The following is an 18,814-nucleotide window of genomic DNA, read 5'->3' on the forward strand; positions in this document are numbered from 1 at the left end:
AACCGGCGACGAGAGTTTCCGAAGCCCCCGCAACGGTGTTGCGGGGGCTTTCGGTATCCATGGGTCCACCCGCGCGTTCTCACTCGGCCGTCGTCCGCCGATCGGTGGTCGCGGCCGGTGCGGTGACCTACTGTTCCTCCTGCGCCCATGCGGCCAATCCGGCCAGGAACGCCTGCCGATCGGTGGGCTCCAGTCGTGCGATGGCGCGCAACAGTGCCGCCGAGCGCACCGCGAGGAACTGCTCGAAGATCGGCCGGATCGCACCAGCGATCGATACCAGCGTGCGTCGCCGGTTGCGCGGATCCTCCTCGCGCAGTACCAGATCGGCCCGGGCGAGGTCGCCGACGAGCTGGCTGGCTGTCGATAGCGATACCCCGAGGCGCCGGGCCAGATCGGTGACGCTCGCCGGTTCGCCGGCCATCAGCTGCGTCAGGATCGCGCCGTGTCGCGGTCCCAGCCCGTGGGTCTGGAACGTGGCTCGAAGGGCCTCCGGCATATCGCTGTGCGCACGCCGAAAGGAGGCCGAGATCAGGGGAACGTGACTGAGTGCGTCGAGTTCCTGGGCCGAGAGTCGGCGGCCCGGCGCGGCCGGATCGTCGGCGAAGGGCGGGGCGTCGGGCATGGCACCACTCTAGCAATGTTTGGATATTCAAACTATTCTGAAATCAGAAGTTATTGGAGTATCGACCAGGCAGGAGACGCTCATGCGGATCACGGTTCTCGGCGCGACCGGCGGGGTGGGGCGCCACCTCGTGACGCAGGCGGTGGCGGACGGTCATGAGGTGACGGCGGTGGTGCGCAATCCCGACCGATTGCCGCACGAGCCCCACGATCGGCTGCGGGTCGTGCGGGGCAATGCGCTGGCGGCGGAATCGATCACCGACGCGGTGGCCGGCGCGGATGCGGTGCTGTCGGGAATCGGCGCGAACGGCCGCCGCGATCCGCTGCGCCCGGCCTCGACCTCGGCCGCCGCGGTGGTCGGCGCCATGCGCGAGGTGGGGGTGCGACGCCTGGTCGTGGTGTCCGCGGGCACGCTCAACCATTCCGGCACCGGTCAGCCACTGCGAGTGCGAATCGCCTCGGTGCCGCTGCGTGCGCTGTTGAAGGAGCTGTACGCCGATCTCGAGCGGATGGAGGCGATCCTGGCAGGCAGCGGTCTGGACTGGACCTCGGTGCGCCCGTCGGGGCTCACCAACGCCCCGGGCACCGGCCGCATCCGGCGGATCGTCGACGGCGGCCCGGCCGGGCTGAGCATCCCGCGCGCCGACGTCGCCCGCGCCATGCTCGACCTCGTCCCCGATGCCTCGACCGTGGGGCGTGTCGTTGGGGTGAGCAGCTGAATCGGCTCAGCCGATCTGCTGCTCGTAGTACGGCTTCATCGCCGGGTAGTAATCGTCGAAATCGGGGCGGTCGGTGTTCGCGCGGGCCGCCCCGAGCATGTCCAGGTAGAACTCCCAGCCGGGACCGACCTGCGGGGCCTGTGCGACCTCGTCATCGCTGCGCAGATGATGGGTGAACCGCAGTTCGGTGGTGCCGCCGGACTCGGTGAGCTCGATATCGAGGAACCAGGACCCGGCCTCGTCCTCGGCGGATACTCCCAGGTGGCGGGGCGGTTCGCAGGTATCGATGCGCATGTCCATCCAGGGCTGGTCGTCCTCGAACGCCATCTGCACCTTGATGGTCTTTCCGGTGCCGGCTTCGCCCTCCCAGGGGCCGAACCAGCGCGCGGTGCGATCGGATTCGGTGATGCTGGCCCACACGTCCTCGATCGGTGCGCGGTAGGTGCGGGTCAGCACCAGGTCGCGGCCGGTCTGCGCGGGAAAGAGCCGGCCGGTGGGGCTGGGGGTCATGCGGTGTTCTCCTTTGTCGTGGGGTGGTCGGTGGTGGTCGCGCGGTCCGCGGTCCGGCGTTCCCGCCTGGTCCGGTAGACCTCCGTATCGAGTGCGTCGAGGCGGCGTTCCCACGGGGCGGGTTCGGCGAACGCGGCCAGCCAGCGGGTGAGGGCTTCGAGCGGCGCGGTGTCGAGCCGGTAGTAGCGCTGCCTGCCGACGAGTTCGTCGTGGACCAGGCCACTGCCGCGCAAAACGCGCAGATGTCTGCTGATGGCCGGTCGGCTGATGGGGAAGTGCCCGGCGATCTCACCGGCGGTGAGCCGGGTCTCGCGCAACATCTCCAGGATTTCCCGGCGAACCGGATCGGCGATCGCGCTCGCCACGTCGTCCATTCGGGAAGTGTAACCAGTTGGTTACGTATTTGTCCATGGGCGGATCGCATGGCCCAGCGGGGTAGGGGGCGGTGACCCGGTCAGTGCCGCCGCCCGAACAGTTGCCGCAGGATCACTCCGCGATTTCGGTGCGATCGCTCCAGGCGTAGACCGGCAGTCGCCCCTCGGGCGTGTCCTGCTCGCGTCCGGTGGTTTTGAAGTGTTCGTAGCCGCCCTTGAACGGGATCTTCAGCTCGAATCCCGGCGGAGTGATCGGCACGATACGGTCGGGCAGGTCCTGTGGGCCGCCCTCGAGGACGGCCTTGGCGCCAATGCTCATCCTCGGATGGTAGAAGCGCCGAGGTCGTGTGTGCGCGACATTCGCCAGGGGTGCGGGCATCGGTTTGCCAACGATGTGCGTCGCGATGTCGGCGGTACCACCCGAACACGGTGGCGGGGCCACGGTCTGCCGGTGAGAATCGAGGCATGGTCGAGGTGCGGTTCGTGCGCGGTGACATCACCGAACAGGACGTCGACGCGGTGGTGAACGCCGCGAACTCGTCGCTGCTGGGTGGTGGGGGAGTCGATGGTGCCATCCATCGGCGCGGCGGCCCGGCCATCCTGGCCGAATGCCGGGAACTTCGCGCGTCGCGTTACGGCGAGGGGTTGCCGACCGGTCAGGCGGTGGCGACCACCGCCGGAAACCTCCCGGCCCGCTGGGTCATCCACACCGTCGGCCCGGTCTGGTCGGCCGGACAGGACCGTTCGGACCTGCTGGCCTCCTGTTACCGCGCATCGCTTCGGATCGCCGACGAACTCGGCGCTCGCACCGTCGCCTTTCCGGCGATCTCGACCGGCATCTACGGCTGGCCGATCGACGACGGCGCTCGCATCGCCGTCGCCACGGTCACCGCCGCCGACACCGCGGTGCGCGAGGCGCGGTTCGTGCTCTTCGACGAACACGCCTACGCCGCCTTCCTGGCCCACGCGCCGAGCTGACGCGACCTCGCCCGCGTTCACTGCCGCGGCGAACGCCCCAGGGCCACGATCAACAGCGCGCCCGCCGCCGTCGCGACCGCACCCCACAGCAGCGGCGGCAGGCCGGCGGCGTCGACGACGAGACCGCCTGCGAAGGCGCCGAGCGCGATGGAACCGGTGAATACCCCGACATACAGGCCGGTCACCTGCTCGCGGCGCTGCGGGACGGCCTGATTCATCCAGAGCTGACCGCAGACCGAGACGCCGCCGTACGCGAACCCCCACACCATCAGGGCCACCACGGCTCCCGCGCTGCCTTCGGCCAGCACGAGCACGACAAGAGCGATGCCGACACCGGCGACGAGGACGAGCAGAGTGGCCCGGACCCGGCGGGCGGCGGCCGCACCCGCGGCGAAATTCCCGATCAATCCGCACAGGCCGTAGAGCAACAGCAGCGTCGACACCGCCGAGGCGTCGAGCCCGGCGAGCTGCTCGAGCGCGGGGCGCACATAGGTGAAGGCGGTGAAATGGGCAGTGACGATGGAGACGATGGCGGCCAGCCCGGTGCGGACCGCGGGCACCCGCCACAACCGAGCCCGCTCACCCGCCGCTGCGCCGGCATCGGCCGGCCTCGGCAACGCCGGAAGGGCGACGACCAGCGCGATGCTCAACAGCAGAGCCACCGCCGCGAGAACCGCGAAAGCGCTACGCCACCCGGCCAGCTCGCCGACGAACGTACCCACCGGCACACCGAGCACCGACGCCGCCGCGACACCGCCGACGACCGTGGAGACCGCGGCCGCGGCGTGCCGCGGCCGCACCAGCCTGGGTGCCACCGCCGATGCCAGCGCCCACACCGCGCCCATCCCGATGCCGACGATCACGCGCCCGGCCGCCAGCACCGCGAAGCCATGGGCCAGCGCGGTCGTGAGGTTGCCCACCGCGAGAACCGCTGTCGCGGCCGCGAGTACGAGCCGCCGATCGGTCGCGGCGATGAACCGCACGACCAGCGGTGCGGTGATGGCGGTGACGATGCCGGTGATGGCGAGGCTGAAGCCGGTGCTGCCCGTCGAGATGCCGACGCCCTGCGACATCGGGGTCAGCACGCCGACCGGCAGCATCTCGGAGGTGACCACAACGAAGGTGGACAGCGCGAGGACGGCGACAGCGGGAAGACCGCCGGGGACTCGCGCGGAATCTCTTGGCGCGGCGGGGTTTCGGTGTGCGATGGACATGCGATCCAGTCAACGAGGCGCCGGCGGATGGAACAACGACGATCAGCTCATCGTTCGATGAGCTGAGTTCATCGCCGCGGGTTCGGCGGACGCCGGAAAGGAATGGTCATGCCGGAGCTGCCCCTTCGCGGGATCGAGACGCTGCTGGTGCTCGCGGAGGAACTGCATTTCGGTCGCACCGCCGACCGCATGCGGGTCTCGCAGGGCCGTGTCAGTCAGCTGGTGGCGGCACTCGAACGCAATATCGGGGCGCGGCTGGTCGAGCGGACCAGTCGCCGGGTGGTGCTGACCGAGGCCGGGCGCGAGTTCGTGGAGTCGGTGGGGTCGCGCTACCGCGCGCTGCACGACAGTGTCGAGCAGCAGCGGGCGCGTGCCAGTGCCGACGAAGACCGACGACTGCTGATCGGCTTCCAGGGCACCGCGTACGAGTCGGTGACCAGTGCGTTCGCTCGTTTCGCCGCAGAGTATCCGGACGTGCGGCCGACCGTGCGTGAACTGCCACTCGGTGACCCGTTCGGGGCCCTGCGGGCTCATGAGGTCGACGCCGCGGTGGTTCTCCTGCCGGTACGGGAACCCGATCTTGCTGTCGGTTACGCCTTCGCGCCGGAGCCCCGGGTGCTGGCCGTCGGCCTCGAGCATCCGCTGGCTCGACGAGAACGGCTCGACGCGGAAGATCTCGCGGACACCGATCTGGTCGCCATCGCGGGCGGCGCGCCCGACTACTGGCATCACGTGCACACACCGCGCTTCACTCCGCTGGGCCGGGCAGTGTCCTCCAGCGTCGAGGTCACCACGATTCAGGAGGGGCTCGCCGTCGCGGCGGGCGGGCGGCACGCGATGTTGGTCTGCGTGCCGACGGCGCAACGCAATCGGCGCACCGACTTGCGCTATCTGCCGGTCGACGGGCTCGACGAGAAATCGCGTCTGGCGCTGATCTGGCGCCGCGAGCGCCCCGGCGTTGCCCTGCGGCGGCTCGCGGCGCTGCTGGCGGAGGTGTTCGACGAGGCTACGGCGGGCCGCGTGGCCTGACTGCCCACGCTCGTTGGTGGCCGGTCGACGACGCCGGACCCGACTAGTAGCGTGCTGGAGGATCGGCTTTTTCGTTCGGGACCTCATCGCCGGCACCCGCCCCGGGCCCGGCGGATCCGTCAGGGAAAGGCAGGGCTATGACCGCGACCATCGGTAAGGTCACCGTGCTCGGCACGGGCGTGCTGGGTTCGCAGATCGCATTTCAGACCGCCTACAGCGGCTTCGACGTCATCGCCTACGACATCGACGACGCCGCACTGGAGAAGGCGGCCGCCCGGTTCGACGATTTGGTGCAGACCTACCGCGCCGAGGTTGCCGGCGCGGCCGACGGCAAGGCCGAGGCCGCGCGCTCACGGATCCGGCTCACCGCCGACCTCGCCGACGCCGCGCGGGAAGCCGATCTGATCATCGAGGCGATCCCCGAGGTGCTGAAGATCAAAACCGACACCTACACCGAGCTGGGCACGCTGGCCCCGCCCGAGACGATCTTCGCCACCAACTCCTCCACGCTGCTGCCCAGCGACATGAAGGACGCCACCGGCCGCCCGGACCGCTTCCTGGCCCTGCACTTCGCCAACCGGGTGTGGGCGTTCAACACCGCCGAGGTGATGGGCACCGCCGACACCGATCCCGAGGTGTTCCGCACGGTCGTGCAGTTCGCGAAGGACATCGGCATGGTGCCGATCGAGCTGCACAAGGAGAAGGCCGGCTATGTCCTGAACTCGCTGCTGGTGCCGTTCCTGAACGCGGCGGGCGAACTGGTCGCCGATGGGTACGCCGAGCCGGAGACGGTCGACAAGACGTGGAAGATCGCCACCGGCGCGCCGATGGGACCGTTCCAGATCTTCGACATCATCGGCCTCACCACCCCGTACAACATCTCGGTGCACGGCGACGAGGCCGCCCGGCGTTTCGCGGCGTTCCTGAAGGAGAACTACATCGACAAGGGCAAGCTCGGCGTGGCCACCGGGGAGGGCTTCTACAAATACCCGGGCAAATGAGCGCCGAACCGGCCGCAGGCCTCCGCATGAGCTGAGAAATGCCTGATGAAACCGGGTGAATGCGACGGGCGCCATACCTGATCGACGGCTCGGATGCCTACTCTGGCCGACGTGCCCGGTTGGTCGTTGCTGTCAGGGCCGCTGCCGATCGTGCTGTCGGTGGCGGCGCTGGCGGCGCTCGTCTGGCTACTGGCGGGCCGCCGGGCCCCGGCCCCGCGCACGGTGGCGTGGTTCGCGCTGGCCGCGGTGGCCATCACCGCGGCCGGGGCGTACCTGGTGCAAGCGGTATGGCAGTTGATTCCCGACTCGCTCGGGCCGACGGTGTATGCGAGCATCGGCCTCGCGATCTTCGCGCTGATGCTCGGTGCGGTACAGATCCTGCGGTGGCGTCGGGCCGGCCGAGCGGTGGCCATCGCGCTCACCTCGGCCGTGGTGCTCGCGGCGTGTGCGAACCAGATCAACCTGGTCTACGACGCCTACCCGACGGTCGGCGCGGCGCTCGGTATCCAGCGACTGAACGAGGTTCCGTTCGGTGAGCTCCCCGCGGCGAAGCGGCTGCGCCCCGACATCGACCCCGTGGACACCGGCTGGACCGCACCGGCCGACCTGCCCTCGGCGGGCCGCCTGACGCGCGCACCGATCCCGGGGACCGCCTCCGGATTCCACGCCCGCCCGGCCGAAATCTACCTGCCGCCCGCCTATTTCGCCGATCCGCGGCCGCAATTGCCGGTGCTGGTATTGCTCGCCGGGCAGCCGGGCAGCCCGCGCGACTGGGCCACCAGCGGCGAGCTTCCCGCCACCATGGACGCGTTCGCCCGCGCCCATCAGGGGCTGGCGCCGATCGTCGTCGTCGCCGACGGCACGGGCAGCACCTGGAACGATCCGCTGTGCGCCGACGGCCCGCACGCCCAGGTGGCCACCTACCTGGCCACCGACGTCCCGGACTGGATCCGCGCGCACCTGTCCGTCGATCCGGATCCGCAGGCCTGGGCGGTCGGCGGCCTGTCCTATGGCGGAACCTGCGCCCTCCAGCTGGCCGCGGGGTACCCGCAGGTCTACCCGACCTTCCTGGCCATGTCCGCGGAGGCCGAGCTGAACCTCACCGACCGCGCGCACACCCTCGCCGTCTTCGACGGCGACACCGCCGCCTACACCCGCGCCAACCCACAGGACCTGCTGGCCGGACGACGCTACCCCGGCAGTGCCGGGATCTTCGTGGTGGGCAGCGACGACAACTACACCCTGCGCGGATCGCGACAGGCGTATCAGGATGCCCGCGATGCCGGGATGGCCGTCGGCTACCTGGAGCTGCCCGGCGGCCACGATTGGCGAGTGTGGTCGACCGGGCTGGCCAGGGAGCTGCCGTGGCTGGCCCAGCGTGTCGGCCTCATCTCCGGATAGGGACGACACACTGGGCACCCCGGGCAGTGGCCGAATTACCGCGGTGCGGGACAAGGCCGCGCGGCACCTCGGCCTCGGGATCAGCGCGTTCCGCGACGCCGCAGCAGCACGATGAGCACGACCACGGCGGCGACGACACAGACACCCAGCGCCGCCGCGACCCACACCACCGCGGGCACGCCGTCATCGCCGGAATCGGCGCCCGCGCTCACCCGATCCTGATCGGTGGCCCGGGCCGACTTGCCTTCCTTCCCGAACGTCTCGCCGCTCCCGCTGCGATACTGCGGGCCGGGTTCGGGCTCGCCGGTGACGGTCAGCTCGAGCTCGACCGGCACCGCGGCGGCGCGCTTGTCGGGGTTCACCGTCTGCCCGGCCTTGACCGCGATGTAGTACCAGCCGGCCACCGATTGGGTGACGAGCTCGCCGCCCTCCTCGCGGTTCGCGTAGCGAATGGGCACGGTCGCCAACTGCTTACCGGAGGGCAACACCTGCTCCGACCCGGTGTAGGCGCCGGTGTCGGAATCGATTTCGGCGCGATACGGGGAATAGAGCGCGGTCTCGACGTTGGAGGTGTGCTCGCTGCCGCGTCCCGGGGTCTCACCGAAGCGCACCCGGTAGGCCAGCCCCTGGCCCCAGTCGAGTTTCACCCGGTAGAAGACGAACTCGCCGCGCTGCACCGTATCGGTGAATCGACCGGACGAAGGCAGCGTCGCCGCCACATTGAACGAGCCGCCACCGACGACCGGGACCACCGGCCCGGTCGGCGCGGTGAACTCGACCGGCTCCGACACCGCAGGCGCACCCGGGTCGGACACCGCCGATTCGACGCCGATCGAAATCTCCAGCGGCAGTTGGGCAGGGGATCCCTCGGAGACCGCACCCCACTCGAGGGTGAAGTAGTAGCGACCGCCGCCGCTGCACGCCGCATTACCCGAGCCGGTGTCGGCCGCACCTTCCCAGACCGTGCTGACGGTGAGCGCGACGCCATCGTCGGCGCTGCCGGTCAGCTCCTTTTCCGTGACGCCGCAATCGGATCCGTCGGCGCCGAAGACCTTCAGGTCGAGCCGGTTGACCGACGACCAGTCGCCGTCTCGGCGTGGGAACGAGACAGTCCCGGTGAAGTACGCGGTGGCGCCCTCCGGCACATCCACCGCGTAGTAGCGCGGCTGCCGGTGGCCGATCACATCGAGATACTGGCCCGGCCCGGCGATCGGCGCGCTCCGGTAGTCGGCGGTGCCCGTGATCGGTGTGCCGATCGCGGCGTAGTTGCGCAGCGCCGCCGCAGTCACGCGCGGCAGTGCCTGTTCGAGCGACTTGCCGTCGACGGCGTCGGTGTAGGTGCCGCCGGTGCGCTGCGCGATGCAGGTCAGCTGCGCGCGCGAGGGGTCGTCGACCCCGAAACCGATCGCGTGCACGACGAGATCGGTGCCCTTGGCCTCGAGTTCGCGCGCGACCTCGCACGGATCGGGCGGTGTGCACGTGTCCAGGCCGTCGGAGACCAGCACGATGGATTTCGGCCCGCTCGCGGGCAGCGCGTCGTTCGCGGTGCGCAGCGAGTGCCCGATCGGGGTGTAGCCGCGCGGAACGATCTGATCGACCGCGGACGTCAGCGCCGGCTTGTCGATGGTCTCGGCGGGTCGAAGGACCCGGACATCGCGGCAGCCCGCGGCCTTCTCCGCCTCGGAATTGCCGGTCTCGGTGCCGTACACGGTGAGCCCGACCTCGGACGCCTCGGGCGCGGTGGCGACGAAGGTCCGCACAGCGGTTTTCGCGGCGTCCATCTTGGTGCCGCCACCCGGGTCGGCCGCGAGCATCGATCCCGACGCGTCGAGCACGAGCATGGTCGGCGCGTATTGGGGTTGCCGAGGTTCGGGCGACTGCTGGGCGAGGGCGGGTGCGGCGGCCGGGACCAGGCCGATCACACCCGCCGCGATGATTCCGGCGATCTTCGCCAAGGGGGACACGCTCTTACTACTCCGTTCACTGTTGTCGCGTTCGCGATAACGCGGCGGCAGGGAACCATACGTGTCTCGGACGGTTGCGGTCAGACGTGGGAAGCGGGGCCCGCTTCGGCGATGCCGTGTCGCTGGAACCGCCCGCACCGCGCGTCCACTAGACTTCGAACAACTGTTCGCGTGTCCGAAGGGGTGTTCCGTGCGGGTGATGGGTGTCGACCCCGGGCTCACACGGTGCGGGCTCAGCATGGTCGAAGGCGGTGTGGGCCGGAAGGTCACCGCCCTCGACGTCGACGTCGTCCGCACCCCTGCCGACCTGGATCTGGCGTTGCGGTTGATGCGGGTCGCCGACGCGGCCGAGCACTGGATGGACACCCACCGCCCCAGCGCGGTCGCGATCGAGCGGGTGTTCGCCCAGCACAACGTGCGCACCGCCATGGGGACGGCGCAAGCGGGTGGAGTGATCGCGCTGGCGGCCGCCCGGCGCGGCATCCCGGTCGCTTTCCACACCCCCAGCGAGGTCAAGGCCGCCGTTACCGGCAACGGGGCCGCCGACAAGGCCCAGGTCACCGCCATGGTCACCCGGATCCTCGGTCTCCAGGTGGCGCCGAAACCGGCCGACGCCGCCGACGCGCTCGCGCTGGCCATCTGTCATTGTTGGCGTGCACCGCTGATGGAGCGGATGGCCCGCGCCGAAGCGCAGGCCGAGCAGGCCCGCAAGCGGTACGCCGAGAAGCTGGAGCGACAACGAAAGGCGGTGCGGCGGTGATCGCGTCGATACGCGGCGAGGTGGTCGAGATCGCGCTCGACCATGTGGTGGTCGAGGCCGCGGGCGTCGGCTACCGGCTCAACGCCACTCCGGCCACCCTGTCCGGACTCACCCGCGGCGAACAGACCCGGCTGTACACGGCGATGATCGTGCGCGAGGACTCGATGACGCTCTACGGCTTCGCCGACACCGAGGCCCGCGACCTGTTCGGCCTGCTGCAAACCGTCTCCGGCGTCGGCCCCCGCCTGGCCATGGCCGTGCTCGCCGTGCTCGAACCCGAAGCGCTGCGCAAGGCGCTGGCCGAAAGCAACGTCGCCGCGCTCACCCGGGTGCCCGGCATCGGCAAACGCGGCGCCGAGCGCATGGTCGTCGAACTGCGCGACAAGGTGAATCTGGTTCCCGTGCAGTCGGGTCCGCCCGGCAGCGCGCCCGCGGCCGTCGTCACGCCGGTGCGCGATCAGGTCGTCGAGGCACTGACCGGACTCGGCTTCCCGCTCAAACAGGCCGAATCCGCCGTCGACTCCGTGCTGGCCGACGATCCGGCCGCCACCACCTCCGCCGCCCTGCGGGCCGCGCTCGGCCTGCTGGGCAAGAATCGGTAGGCCTGTATGGATTACGACGACGAACGATCACCGGTCGACGCCCACTTCTCCAGCGGCGACGGCGATATCGAGACCAGCCTGCGCCCGAAATCGCTCGACGATTTCATCGGCCAGCCGCGGGTGCGCGAACAACTCGCCCTGGTGTTGCGCGGGGCGCGCGGGCGCGGCGGCACGCCCGATCACATCCTGCTGTCCGGCCCACCGGGCCTGGGCAAGACCAGCATGGCGATGATCATCGCCGCCGAACTCGGTACCGCCCTGCGCATCACCTCCGGCCCCGCCCTCGAACGCGCGGGCGATCTCGCGGCCATGCTGAGCAATCTGGTCGAGGGCGATGTGCTGTTCATCGACGAGATCCACCGCATGGCCCGCCCCGCCGAGGAAATGCTGTACCTGGCGATGGAGGACTTCCGGGTCGACGTCGTCGTCGGCAAAGGGCCGGGCGCCACCTCGATCCCGCTGGATATCGCCCCGTTCACGCTGGTCGGCGCCACCACCCGCTCCGGCGCGCTCACCGGCCCGCTGCGGGACCGCTTCGGTTTCACCGGGCATATGGACTTCTACGAACCGAGCGAACTGCTCGGCATCCTGCAACGCTCGGCCCGCATTCTCGGCGTGGAGATCGATCACGATGCCGCCGCCGAGATCGCCGGACGCTCGCGCGGCACCCCGCGCATCGCCAACCGGCTGCTGCGCCGGGTCCGCGATTACGCCGAGGTGCGCGCCGACGGCCGCATCACCCGCCCGATCGCCGCGGCCGCGCTCGAGGTCTACGACGTCGACGTGCTCGGACTCGACCGGCTCGACCGCGCGGTGCTGGGTGCGCTGGTGCGTGGCTTCGGCGGCGGTCCGGTCGGTGTGTCGACGCTCGCGGTCGCGGTGGGGGAGGAGGCCGCCACCGTGGAAGAGGTGTGCGAGCCGTTCCTGGTGCGCGCGGGCATGATCGCGCGGACCCCACGCGGGCGGGTCGCGACGGCGACGGCCTGGGAGCATCTCGGATTGGTTCCGCCGCCGGATCTGGTCTTCGGTTCGATCGAAGTCCGTGGGCGCGAACCACATCCGACGCTGGACTTGTTCGAGTAACGCGCGCCGACGGGTGCGGCCTGGTGTGGCAGACGATGAGCAGCGCAGACTCGGCCGCAGTGCGTCCGTCGGTGCGCCGGGAGCGCGGCGGGTATCGGCGCAGGCAGCCGAGCGGCGGTTGGAACGGTGGGCCGGGCCTCGCGTTCAGCGCAAGGCGGCCGGCTGCTGCAACGCCGTCACCACCAGATCCAGGAACGCGTCCACCTCATCGCGCTGATAGCCGCGCACCCCGAGGCGCGCCACCGTGAACCGCACCGCGCGCACATCCTCCACGGTCAGACTGCCCGGCCCGTCGTGGGCCAGCGTCGCCGCCACCAGATCGAGGAAGGCATCCACCTCCTCGACATGATATCCGCGCTGCTCCAACGGGGCAGGCGTGAATCGCATCCGGTGCACATCGGCCGGGGTCAGCAGTCGCGCCGGCGCCGGACCGGGCGGCGCCGCGGGCACCGGCCGCACGCCGCGCTGGCGGAACTCGAGTTCGGCATGGACCCGATCCAGGAATTCGTCGACCTGCTCGGCGCGATAGCCGCGCCGGCCGCCGCGTGGCGCACCGAAGCTCACGTGGCGCAGGTCGTCGGCGGTGAGCACGCCGCTGCCGCCGAGCGTGGCGGCGACGAGCTCGAGGAATGCGTCGACCTCGTCGGTGTGGTAGCCGCGAAGTCCGGGCGGGGTCAAGGCGAACGTCGTCCGTCCGACATCCTCGGGAGTCACGGCCGTCATTGTGACAGCACCGTGGCCGGATTACCGTGCTTCGGGCCGGTTTTCGGGCACCGGCCGGCGGATCAGGGTTTACGGACGCCCTCGATGAGCAAGCGGCGGATCGCCTCGTTCAAGGCGGCGATCCCCGCCTCGTCCATATCCCGCAGCCCGTGCACCACCCCGGCCATCAACATGCCGGTCACGGCTCGCGCGGTGTTCACGGTATCGAGGTCTTCGCGCAGGTAACCGAGCTCCACACCGTGCTCGAGGTAGCCGGCGGTGAGCATATCGGCGGTGTCGAGCAGCCCGTACAGGCGTTCGGTGAGCTCGTCGTCGATACCGGTGGCATGGAACAGCAGCAGTTGGGCCACCCGCCGGTCCTCGACCAGGATGCGGGTGAGCGCGGTACCGATGCGGTCGATCTGCTCGCGGTATTCATCGAGGCTGGTGGCCGCGTCGGGGGCGTTCTCGGTGCCGAGCGCCTCGATGATCCTTGCGGCCAGATCGTCGATGACGTGGTCGATGATGTCGCGCTTATTGCTGAAGTACCGGTAGAACGTGCCGTGCCCGATCCCCAGATGAGCGGCGATATCGGCGATGCCGGTCGCGTGGTAGCCCTTTTCGGCGAAACACACGAAAGCGGTGTCGATGATCTCTCGGCGCAGTTCGGCCTTACGTCGTTCGGCCCGCGTGGATGGCTTCGTCACACCTGCGATGATACTGTCGTCACAAACGGAATGATGTGTCATTCCCGGAGAGTCGGTTCAGAATGCAGGAGGTTCGACGTGGCGCCTCAGTTCGATGCGATCGTGGTCGGTGCGGGTTTCGGCGGAATGGGGGCGGGCATCGAGCTCGACCGGCTCGGCCTGAGCAATTTCGTCATCCTGGAACGTGAGGACGATCTCGGCGGCACCTGGCATGTGAATCGGTACCCGGGCCTGGCCGTCGATATCGCCTCGGTGACCTACTCGTATTCTTTCGAACCGAATCCGTACTGGTCGCGGCTGTTCGCGCCGGGCGCCGAGCTGAAGAAGTACGCCGAGCACGTCGCCGACAAGTACGGCCTGCGCCGCCGGATGCGCTTCGGCACTACCGTCGACGGCGCCCGCTGGGACGAGGAAGACCAGCAGTGGATCGTCTCCATCGCCGGCGGCCAGACCCTCACCGCGCGCTATCTGCTCGCCGCCACCGGTTTCCTGTCCCAGCCCTACACCCCGCCGTTCCCCGGCATCGATTCGTTCGAGGGCACGATCCTGCACACCACCGCCTGGGACGACGACATCGACCTCACCGACCGCAGGGCCGCCGTGATTGGCACCGGCGCCACCGGCGTGCAGCTGGTGCCCGAGGTGGCCAAGCAGGTGCGCGAGCTGACGGTGTTCCAGCGCACCCCGATCTGGGTGGTGCCCAAGGTGGATGCGCCCATTCCGGCGCCGGTGCAGAAGCTGTTCGCCGCCGCGCCGGTGACGCAGAAGGCCGCGCGGTTGGTCAATACCAGCATGCTCGAGGCGCTCATGGTCGTCGGTGTGCTGCACTTCCGGCAGGCCAAACTCATGAACAAGGGGGCGGCGCTGCTGGCCAAGGCCCACCTGCGGGCCCAGGTGCGCGATCCGCGGATCCGCGAGCAGCTCACCCCCGACTACGACTTCGGCTGCAAGCGTCCCACCTTCTCCAACCAGTACTTCAAGACGTTCAACCAACCGCACGTCCGGTTGGAGACGAACTCGATCGAGCGCATCGAGCCCGACGGCATCGTCACCGCCGACGGCCACAAGACCGAGATCGACACCCTCATCCTGGCCACCGGGTTCAACCTGTGGGATGTGAACTTCCCGGCCATCGAGATCATCGGCCGGGACGGGGTGAACCTCGGAAAGTTCTGGCGCGACAACAGGTTCCAGGCCTACGAGGGCATCACGGTGCCCAAGTTCCCCAACTTCCTCAGCCTCAACAGCCCCTACTCCTACAGCGGCCTGTCGTACTTCACCACCATCGAGGCGCAGATGAAGCACATGGGCAGGCTGTTCGGCGAGCTGTTCCGGCGCGGCGAAACCACCTTCGAGGTCACCGAGCGCGCCAACACCGCGTTCCTGGACCGGGTGACCAGCAAGCTCGACGATTCGGTGTTCTACGGCGGCAGCTGCTCGACCGCTCGCAGCTACTACTTCAACCAGCACGGCGAAGCGGCCCTGCTACGCCCGACCAGCACCATCAACGCGCACCGGGAAGCGGTGAGCTTCCCGCTCGACGATTACGTCTACGGCCGCAGCGCTTGAGGCCCGCGTGTGAGCGGGCCCCGCGGTTTCTGTCGCGGGGCCCGCTCGCGCGCGCTACGGTGGCCGATGGCCCGCACGTCCTCCGGGGTGTGCGGGTGCGGTGCCGGTGACCAGAGCTGGCAGACTGTGTGAGTACCTGTCCATTCCCACCCACAGACTAGGGACTGACTTCGACGATGGAACTGCTGTTTCCGCTGCTGCTGGTAGCCCTGCTCGTGCCGATGTTCCTCGGTGTCCGCCGCCAGAAGCGGGAGGCCGAGAAGGTCGCCGCCATGCAGGAAGGCCTGAAGGTCGGCGACCAGGTGATCACCACGTCGGGTCTGTACGGCACCGTGGTCGAGGCCGATGACACGACCGTCGATCTCGAGATCGCCGAGGAGGTCGTCACCACCTGGCTGCGTCAGGCGATCCGCGAGGTTCGCGTCGACGACGAGGCCGATGAGACGACCGGTGACACCGAAGCCGACGAGGCGCCCGGTACCACCACCGAGGAAACCGCCGAGCAGACCGAAACCCGGCTGACCAAGGACTGACCGTCCGCTCATGCGCCGGCTGCCCCGCTGCGGTGAACCGCACGGCATCCGGCGTCATCGGCGTGTGCCCGCCTGTTCCACCTCGACTTCCGCCTAGGAGATGACCAACTGTGCCACCTTCCCAGGGATCGGCGCATCCGTTCAGGTTGCTCGGTGTCTATGCCGCGCTACTGGCCGTGATCTACGCGCTGGTGTTCTTCACCGGTGACAAAGCCCCGACACCGAAGCTCGGCATCGACCTGCAGGGTGGCACCCGGGTCACGCTGACCGCCCGCACCCCCGATGGCAGCAAGCCGAGCCAGGACAGCTTGAAGCAGGCCCAGGGCATCATCGAGAACCGGGTCAACGGCCTCGGCGTCTCCGGTTCCGAGGTCGTCATCGACGGCGACAATCTGGTGATCACCGTGCCCGGCGACGACAGTCAGCAGGCCCGCTCGCTGGCCACCACCGCCAAGCTCTACATCCGCCCCGTGTTGCAGGCCGCGCCCGCGCCGGGCAGCGCGCCCGCGCCGCAGCCGGGCCAGGGCACCCAGCCGCCGGCGACCGGCACACCAGGACAGGCGCCCGCGCCGACCGGCACCGCTCCGGCGCCGACCGGGTCCGCGCCCGCAGGCGGTCAGGCTCCCGCAGCCCAGAACCGGGTCTTCCCGGCTCAGGCGCCGACCGAGCCCGCCCCTTCGCCCGCACCCACCCCCGCACCGGCGCCGCCCGCCGACGACGCCGACCTGACGCCGCAGGAACGCAGCCAACAGGAGATCGCGGCCGCGAAGGCGACCAGGCAGAGCGAGGATCCGGCGATCCAGCAGGCCGCGATGGCGGCGATGGATTGCAGCAAGCCCGACCCGCTGGCCGGCAACGACGATCCCACCAAGCCGCTGGTCACCTGCGCGACCGACGGCAGCGAGGTCTACCTGCTCGGCCCGAGCCGCATCGACGGCCAGGAGATCAAGGACGCGACCTCCGGCCTCAACCAGCAGCAGGCGCGCCACGAGGTCACCCTGGAATTCAAGTCCAGTGGTTCGGACGCATGGGCCGACCTCACCGGTGAGTACGTCTACAAGCGGGTGGCGTTCGTGCTCGACTCGCAGGTCGTCAGCGCGCCGGTGGTGCAGCAGGGCCCGCAGCAGGGTGGCAGCACCCAGATCTCGGGCAACTTCACCGCCTCCAGCGCCAAGGAACTGGCCAACACGCTGAAGTACGGTTCGCTGCCGCTGTCGTTCCAGACCTCCGAAGCCGAGACCGTTTCCGCCACGCTCGGTCTGTCCTCGCTGCGCGCGGGTCTGATCGCCGGCGCCATCGGCATGATCGTGGTGCTGCTGTACTGCCTGCTGTACTACCGGATGCTCGGCTTCCTCGCCGGTTTGTCGCTGGTCGCCGCCGGTGTGGCGGTGTACGGCCTGATCGTGCTGCTCGGGCGCTGGATCGGGTTCACCCTCGACCTGGCCGGTATCGCGGGTCTGATCATCGGTATCGGTATGACCGCCGACTCGTTCGTGGTGTTCTTCGAACGCATCAAGGACGAGATGCGGGAGGGCCGTAGCTTCCGGTCCGCGGTGCCACGCGGCTGGGCCCGCGCCCAGCGCACCAACCTCTCGGGTAAGACGGTCAGCCTCATCGCCGCCGTCGTGCTCTACATCCTGGCCGCCGGGCAGGTCAAGGGCTTCGCCTTCACCCTCGGCCTGACCACCGTGCTCGACGTCATCGTGCTCTATCTGGTCACCGCGCCGCTGATGATGCTGGCGTCGCGCTCGCCGTTCTGGGCCAAGCCGTCGGTGAACGGCCTCGGTGTGATCCAGCAGATTGCCAGGGAACGCGGCGCCGGCGGACCGGCGCTGGTGAAGGAGACCGCACGATGAGCACCTCGAGCCCGACCCTGGAGCCCGACGCCCCCAACCGGGCGCCCGCCCCGCGGCACAGTTTCTTCGAACGCCTCTACACCGGCACCGGTGGCTTCGAAATCGTCGGACGCAGGCGGCTGTTCTACACGCTGAGCGCGATCTTCCTGCTGCTGTCGATCCTGAGCATCGTCGTGCGCGGCTTCACCCTCGGCATCGACTTCGCCGGTGGTTCGCGCATCCAGCTGCCCGCCAGCGATACCGCGACCACCCAGCAGGTCGAGGACGTCTACACCGAGACCATCGGCCACGAGCCGGTGACGGTGCAGAAGGTCGGCTCCGGCGATTCGGCCACCATCCAGGTGCGCTCGGAGACCCTCGACCTCGAGCAGACCGCGGCCCTGCAGACCGCGCTGTTCGACGAATTCCAGCCCAAGAACGCCGACGGCGAGGTGACGCGCAACGCGATCAGCATCGCCGAGATCAGTGAGACCTGGGGCAGCCAGATCACTCGGCAGGCGGTGATCGCGCTGCTGGTGTTCGTCGTGCTGACGATGATCTATATCGCGATCCGCTTCGAACGTGATATGTCCATCGCCGCGATCGCGTCGCTGTTCTTCAACCTCATCGTCACCGCGGGCATCTATTCACTGGTCGGTTTCGAGGTGACCCCGGCCGCGGTGATCGGTCTGCTCACCATCCTCGGCTTCGTGCTCTACGACAACGTCGTGGTATTCGACAAGGTCGAGGAGAACACCCGCGGCGTGCTGCATCTGACCAGGCGCACCTATGCCGAGCAGGCGAATCTGGCCGCCAACCAGACCCTGATGCGATCGATCAACACCACCGTCATCGGCATCCTGCCGATCATCGGCATGCTGGTCATCGCGGTGTGGTTGCTCGGCGTCGGCACGCTGAAGGATCTGGCGCTGGTGCAGCTGGTCGGCATGATCGTCGGCGCGTACTCATCGATCTTCTTCGCCGTCCCGGTGCTGGTGTCGATCAAGGAACGCTTCGGTCCGGTCGCGGCACACACCAAGAAGGTGCTCGCCAAGCGCGCCGGCGCGAGCGGGGCGAAGGCGGGCGCCGGTCGTCGTGCGGGTGCGGTGCCCGCCCGCGAAACTCCTGAGACACCGCGGCGTACCCGCGATACCGGGCCGCGTCCCGGGGCCCGGCCGAGCGGAAAACGACACCGGAAGAACCACTGACGAC

The 18,814-nt window shown here is 69.3% G+C and carries 20 protein-coding genes; 12 read left to right on the forward strand and 8 right to left on the reverse strand.

Features of this window, described 5'->3' with window-relative positions; all coding sequences use genetic code 11:
* Positions 1-127 precede the first annotated feature (127 nt).
* The gene (locus tag AC5W7N_RS11135; protein ID WP_195019649.1) at positions 128-622 is read right to left on the reverse strand and encodes a MarR family winged helix-turn-helix transcriptional regulator; all 495 of its coding nucleotides are present in this window, start codon (positions 620-622) and stop codon (positions 128-130) included.
* 82 nt (positions 623-704) lie between these two features.
* Here AC5W7N_RS11135 and AC5W7N_RS11140 point away from each other — a divergent pair, with 82 nt between their 5' ends.
* Entirely contained in the window at positions 705-1,340 is a 636-nt protein-coding gene (locus AC5W7N_RS11140) for an NAD(P)-dependent oxidoreductase (protein ID WP_194989952.1), read from the forward strand.
* A 6-nt stretch (positions 1,341-1,346) separates the two neighbouring features.
* Here AC5W7N_RS11140 and AC5W7N_RS11145 read toward each other — a convergent pair whose 3' ends face one another.
* The 3 genes from AC5W7N_RS11145 to AC5W7N_RS11155 form a co-directional block, all read right to left on the reverse strand.
* Complete coding sequence (locus AC5W7N_RS11145) at positions 1,347-1,850, reverse strand: SRPBCC family protein (RefSeq protein ID WP_194989951.1); 504 nt, start codon at positions 1,848-1,850, stop codon at positions 1,347-1,349.
* Positions 1,847-2,224: a metalloregulator ArsR/SmtB family transcription factor gene (locus AC5W7N_RS11150; protein WP_163814324.1), complete on the reverse strand. Its 378-nt coding sequence runs from the start codon at positions 2,222-2,224 to the stop codon at positions 1,847-1,849. Before AC5W7N_RS11150 ends, AC5W7N_RS11145 begins: the two co-directional genes overlap by 4 nt.
* A gap of 112 nt (positions 2,225-2,336) precedes the next feature.
* A complete protein-coding gene (locus AC5W7N_RS11155) occupies positions 2,337-2,543 on the reverse strand; it encodes a DUF5988 family protein (protein ID WP_163814323.1) in 207 nt (68 codons plus the stop codon).
* Positions 2,544-2,689: 146 nt separating this feature from the next.
* Between AC5W7N_RS11155 and AC5W7N_RS11160 the strand changes: the two genes are divergently transcribed.
* Entirely contained in the window at positions 2,690-3,202 is a 513-nt protein-coding gene (locus AC5W7N_RS11160) for an O-acetyl-ADP-ribose deacetylase (RefSeq protein ID WP_163814322.1), read from the forward strand.
* A gap of 17 nt (positions 3,203-3,219) precedes the next feature.
* Here AC5W7N_RS11160 and AC5W7N_RS11165 read toward each other — a convergent pair whose 3' ends face one another.
* Positions 3,220-4,416: an MFS transporter gene (locus tag AC5W7N_RS11165; RefSeq protein ID WP_195019648.1), complete on the reverse strand. Its 1,197-nt coding sequence runs from the start codon at positions 4,414-4,416 to the stop codon at positions 3,220-3,222.
* Between the two features lie 108 nt (positions 4,417-4,524).
* On the opposite strand from AC5W7N_RS11165, the gene AC5W7N_RS11170 reads away from it, so the two are divergent.
* From AC5W7N_RS11170 to AC5W7N_RS11180, 3 genes are all read left to right on the forward strand, one after another.
* Positions 4,525-5,445 (forward strand): LysR family transcriptional regulator, encoded by a 921-nt coding sequence (locus AC5W7N_RS11170; protein ID WP_195019647.1) that lies wholly within the window; start codon positions 4,525-4,527, stop codon positions 5,443-5,445.
* A gap of 137 nt (positions 5,446-5,582) precedes the next feature.
* The gene (locus AC5W7N_RS11175; RefSeq protein WP_195019646.1) at positions 5,583-6,446 is read left to right on the forward strand and encodes a 3-hydroxyacyl-CoA dehydrogenase; all 864 of its coding nucleotides are present in this window, start codon (positions 5,583-5,585) and stop codon (positions 6,444-6,446) included.
* Positions 6,447-6,557: 111 nt separating this feature from the next.
* Complete coding sequence (locus tag AC5W7N_RS11180; RefSeq protein ID WP_416383064.1) at positions 6,558-7,847, forward strand: alpha/beta hydrolase; 1,290 nt, start codon at positions 6,558-6,560, stop codon at positions 7,845-7,847.
* 80 nt (positions 7,848-7,927) lie between these two features.
* Here the strand turns inward: AC5W7N_RS11180 and AC5W7N_RS11185 are convergent, their stop codons facing one another.
* On the reverse strand, positions 7,928-10,051 hold the full coding sequence (locus AC5W7N_RS11185; RefSeq protein ID WP_495923635.1) for a vWA domain-containing protein: 2,124 nt from the start codon (positions 10,049-10,051) through the stop codon (positions 7,928-7,930).
* On the opposite strand from AC5W7N_RS11185, the gene ruvC reads away from it, so the two are divergent.
* The 3 genes from ruvC to ruvB are packed head-to-tail and all read left to right on the forward strand — an operon-like array spanning position 10,002 to position 12,256.
* On the forward strand, positions 10,002-10,571 hold the full coding sequence (gene ruvC / locus AC5W7N_RS11190; protein ID WP_138447397.1) for a crossover junction endodeoxyribonuclease RuvC: 570 nt from the start codon (positions 10,002-10,004) through the stop codon (positions 10,569-10,571). The genes AC5W7N_RS11185 and ruvC overlap by 50 nt on opposite strands.
* Entirely contained in the window at positions 10,568-11,173 is a 606-nt protein-coding gene (gene ruvA / locus AC5W7N_RS11195) for a Holliday junction branch migration protein RuvA (RefSeq protein ID WP_163814317.1), read from the forward strand. Before ruvC ends, ruvA begins: the two co-directional genes overlap by 4 nt.
* 6 nt (positions 11,174-11,179) lie before the next feature.
* Positions 11,180-12,256 carry a Holliday junction branch migration DNA helicase RuvB gene (ruvB, locus tag AC5W7N_RS11200; protein WP_163814316.1) on the forward strand — a complete coding sequence of 359 codons (1,077 nt, stop codon included), beginning with the start codon at positions 11,180-11,182 and terminating at the stop codon, positions 12,254-12,256.
* Between the two features lie 144 nt (positions 12,257-12,400).
* Here ruvB and AC5W7N_RS11205 read toward each other — a convergent pair whose 3' ends face one another.
* Together AC5W7N_RS11205 and AC5W7N_RS11210 are read right to left on the reverse strand one after the other, a co-directional pair.
* Positions 12,401-12,979 (reverse strand): DivIVA domain-containing protein, encoded by a 579-nt coding sequence (locus AC5W7N_RS11205; RefSeq protein ID WP_163814315.1) that lies wholly within the window; start codon positions 12,977-12,979, stop codon positions 12,401-12,403.
* Positions 12,980-13,041: 62 nt separating this feature from the next.
* Positions 13,042-13,707, reverse strand: coding sequence for a TetR/AcrR family transcriptional regulator (locus AC5W7N_RS11210; protein ID WP_163814314.1), 666 nt, complete (start codon positions 13,705-13,707; stop codon positions 13,042-13,044).
* 36 nt (positions 13,708-13,743) lie between these two features.
* On the opposite strand from AC5W7N_RS11210, the gene AC5W7N_RS11215 reads away from it, so the two are divergent.
* From AC5W7N_RS11215 to secF, 4 genes are all read left to right on the forward strand, one after another.
* Positions 13,744-15,234: a flavin-containing monooxygenase gene (locus tag AC5W7N_RS11215; RefSeq protein WP_163814313.1), complete on the forward strand. Its 1,491-nt coding sequence runs from the start codon at positions 13,744-13,746 to the stop codon at positions 15,232-15,234.
* Positions 15,235-15,410: 176 nt separating this feature from the next.
* Positions 15,411-15,767, forward strand: coding sequence for a preprotein translocase subunit YajC (yajC, locus tag AC5W7N_RS11220; protein WP_163814312.1), 357 nt, complete (start codon positions 15,411-15,413; stop codon positions 15,765-15,767).
* Between the two features lie 110 nt (positions 15,768-15,877).
* A complete protein-coding gene (gene secD, locus AC5W7N_RS11225) occupies positions 15,878-17,623 on the forward strand; it encodes a protein translocase subunit SecD (RefSeq protein ID WP_195007043.1) in 1,746 nt (581 codons plus the stop codon).
* Positions 17,620-18,810, forward strand: coding sequence for a protein translocase subunit SecF (gene secF / locus AC5W7N_RS11230; protein ID WP_163814647.1), 1,191 nt, complete (start codon positions 17,620-17,622; stop codon positions 18,808-18,810). Before secD ends, secF begins: the two co-directional genes overlap by 4 nt.
* The last annotated feature ends 4 nt before the right edge of the window (positions 18,811-18,814 follow it).

This window comes from Nocardia sp. CDC519 (genome assembly GCF_059509835.1).

What these genes read in the sequence shown, in the direction of transcription:
- AC5W7N_RS11135 (WP_195019649.1), bottom strand. Translation starts at nt 622, where the DNA reads ATGCCCGACGCCCCGCCCTTCGCCGACGATCCGGCCGCGCCGGGCCGC.
- AC5W7N_RS11140 (WP_194989952.1), top strand. Translation starts at nt 705, where the DNA reads ATGCGGATCACGGTTCTCGGCGCGACCGGCGGGGTGGGGCGCCACCTC.
- AC5W7N_RS11145 (WP_194989951.1), bottom strand. Translation starts at nt 1,850, where the DNA reads ATGACCCCCAGCCCCACCGGCCGGCTCTTTCCCGCGCAGACCGGCCGC.
- AC5W7N_RS11150 (WP_163814324.1), bottom strand. Translation starts at nt 2,224, where the DNA reads ATGGACGACGTGGCGAGCGCGATCGCCGATCCGGTTCGCCGGGAAATC.
- AC5W7N_RS11155 (WP_163814323.1), bottom strand. Translation starts at nt 2,543, where the DNA reads ATGAGCATTGGCGCCAAGGCCGTCCTCGAGGGCGGCCCACAGGACCTG.
- AC5W7N_RS11160 (WP_163814322.1), top strand. Translation starts at nt 2,690, where the DNA reads ATGGTCGAGGTGCGGTTCGTGCGCGGTGACATCACCGAACAGGACGTC.
- AC5W7N_RS11165 (WP_195019648.1), bottom strand. Translation starts at nt 4,416, where the DNA reads ATGTCCATCGCACACCGAAACCCCGCCGCGCCAAGAGATTCCGCGCGA.
- AC5W7N_RS11170 (WP_195019647.1), top strand. Translation starts at nt 4,525, where the DNA reads ATGCCGGAGCTGCCCCTTCGCGGGATCGAGACGCTGCTGGTGCTCGCG.
- AC5W7N_RS11175 (WP_195019646.1), top strand. Translation starts at nt 5,583, where the DNA reads ATGACCGCGACCATCGGTAAGGTCACCGTGCTCGGCACGGGCGTGCTG.
- AC5W7N_RS11185 (WP_495923635.1), bottom strand. Translation starts at nt 10,051, where the DNA reads ATGCTGAGCCCGCACCGTGTGAGCCCGGGGTCGACACCCATCACCCGC.
- ruvB (WP_163814316.1), top strand. Translation starts at nt 11,180, where the DNA reads ATGGATTACGACGACGAACGATCACCGGTCGACGCCCACTTCTCCAGC.
- AC5W7N_RS11205 (WP_163814315.1), bottom strand. Translation starts at nt 12,979, where the DNA reads ATGACGGCCGTGACTCCCGAGGATGTCGGACGGACGACGTTCGCCTTG.
- AC5W7N_RS11210 (WP_163814314.1), bottom strand. Translation starts at nt 13,707, where the DNA reads ATGACACATCATTCCGTTTGTGACGACAGTATCATCGCAGGTGTGACG.
- yajC (WP_163814312.1), top strand. Translation starts at nt 15,411, where the DNA reads ATGGAACTGCTGTTTCCGCTGCTGCTGGTAGCCCTGCTCGTGCCGATG.
- secF (WP_163814647.1), top strand. Translation starts at nt 17,620, where the DNA reads ATGAGCACCTCGAGCCCGACCCTGGAGCCCGACGCCCCCAACCGGGCG.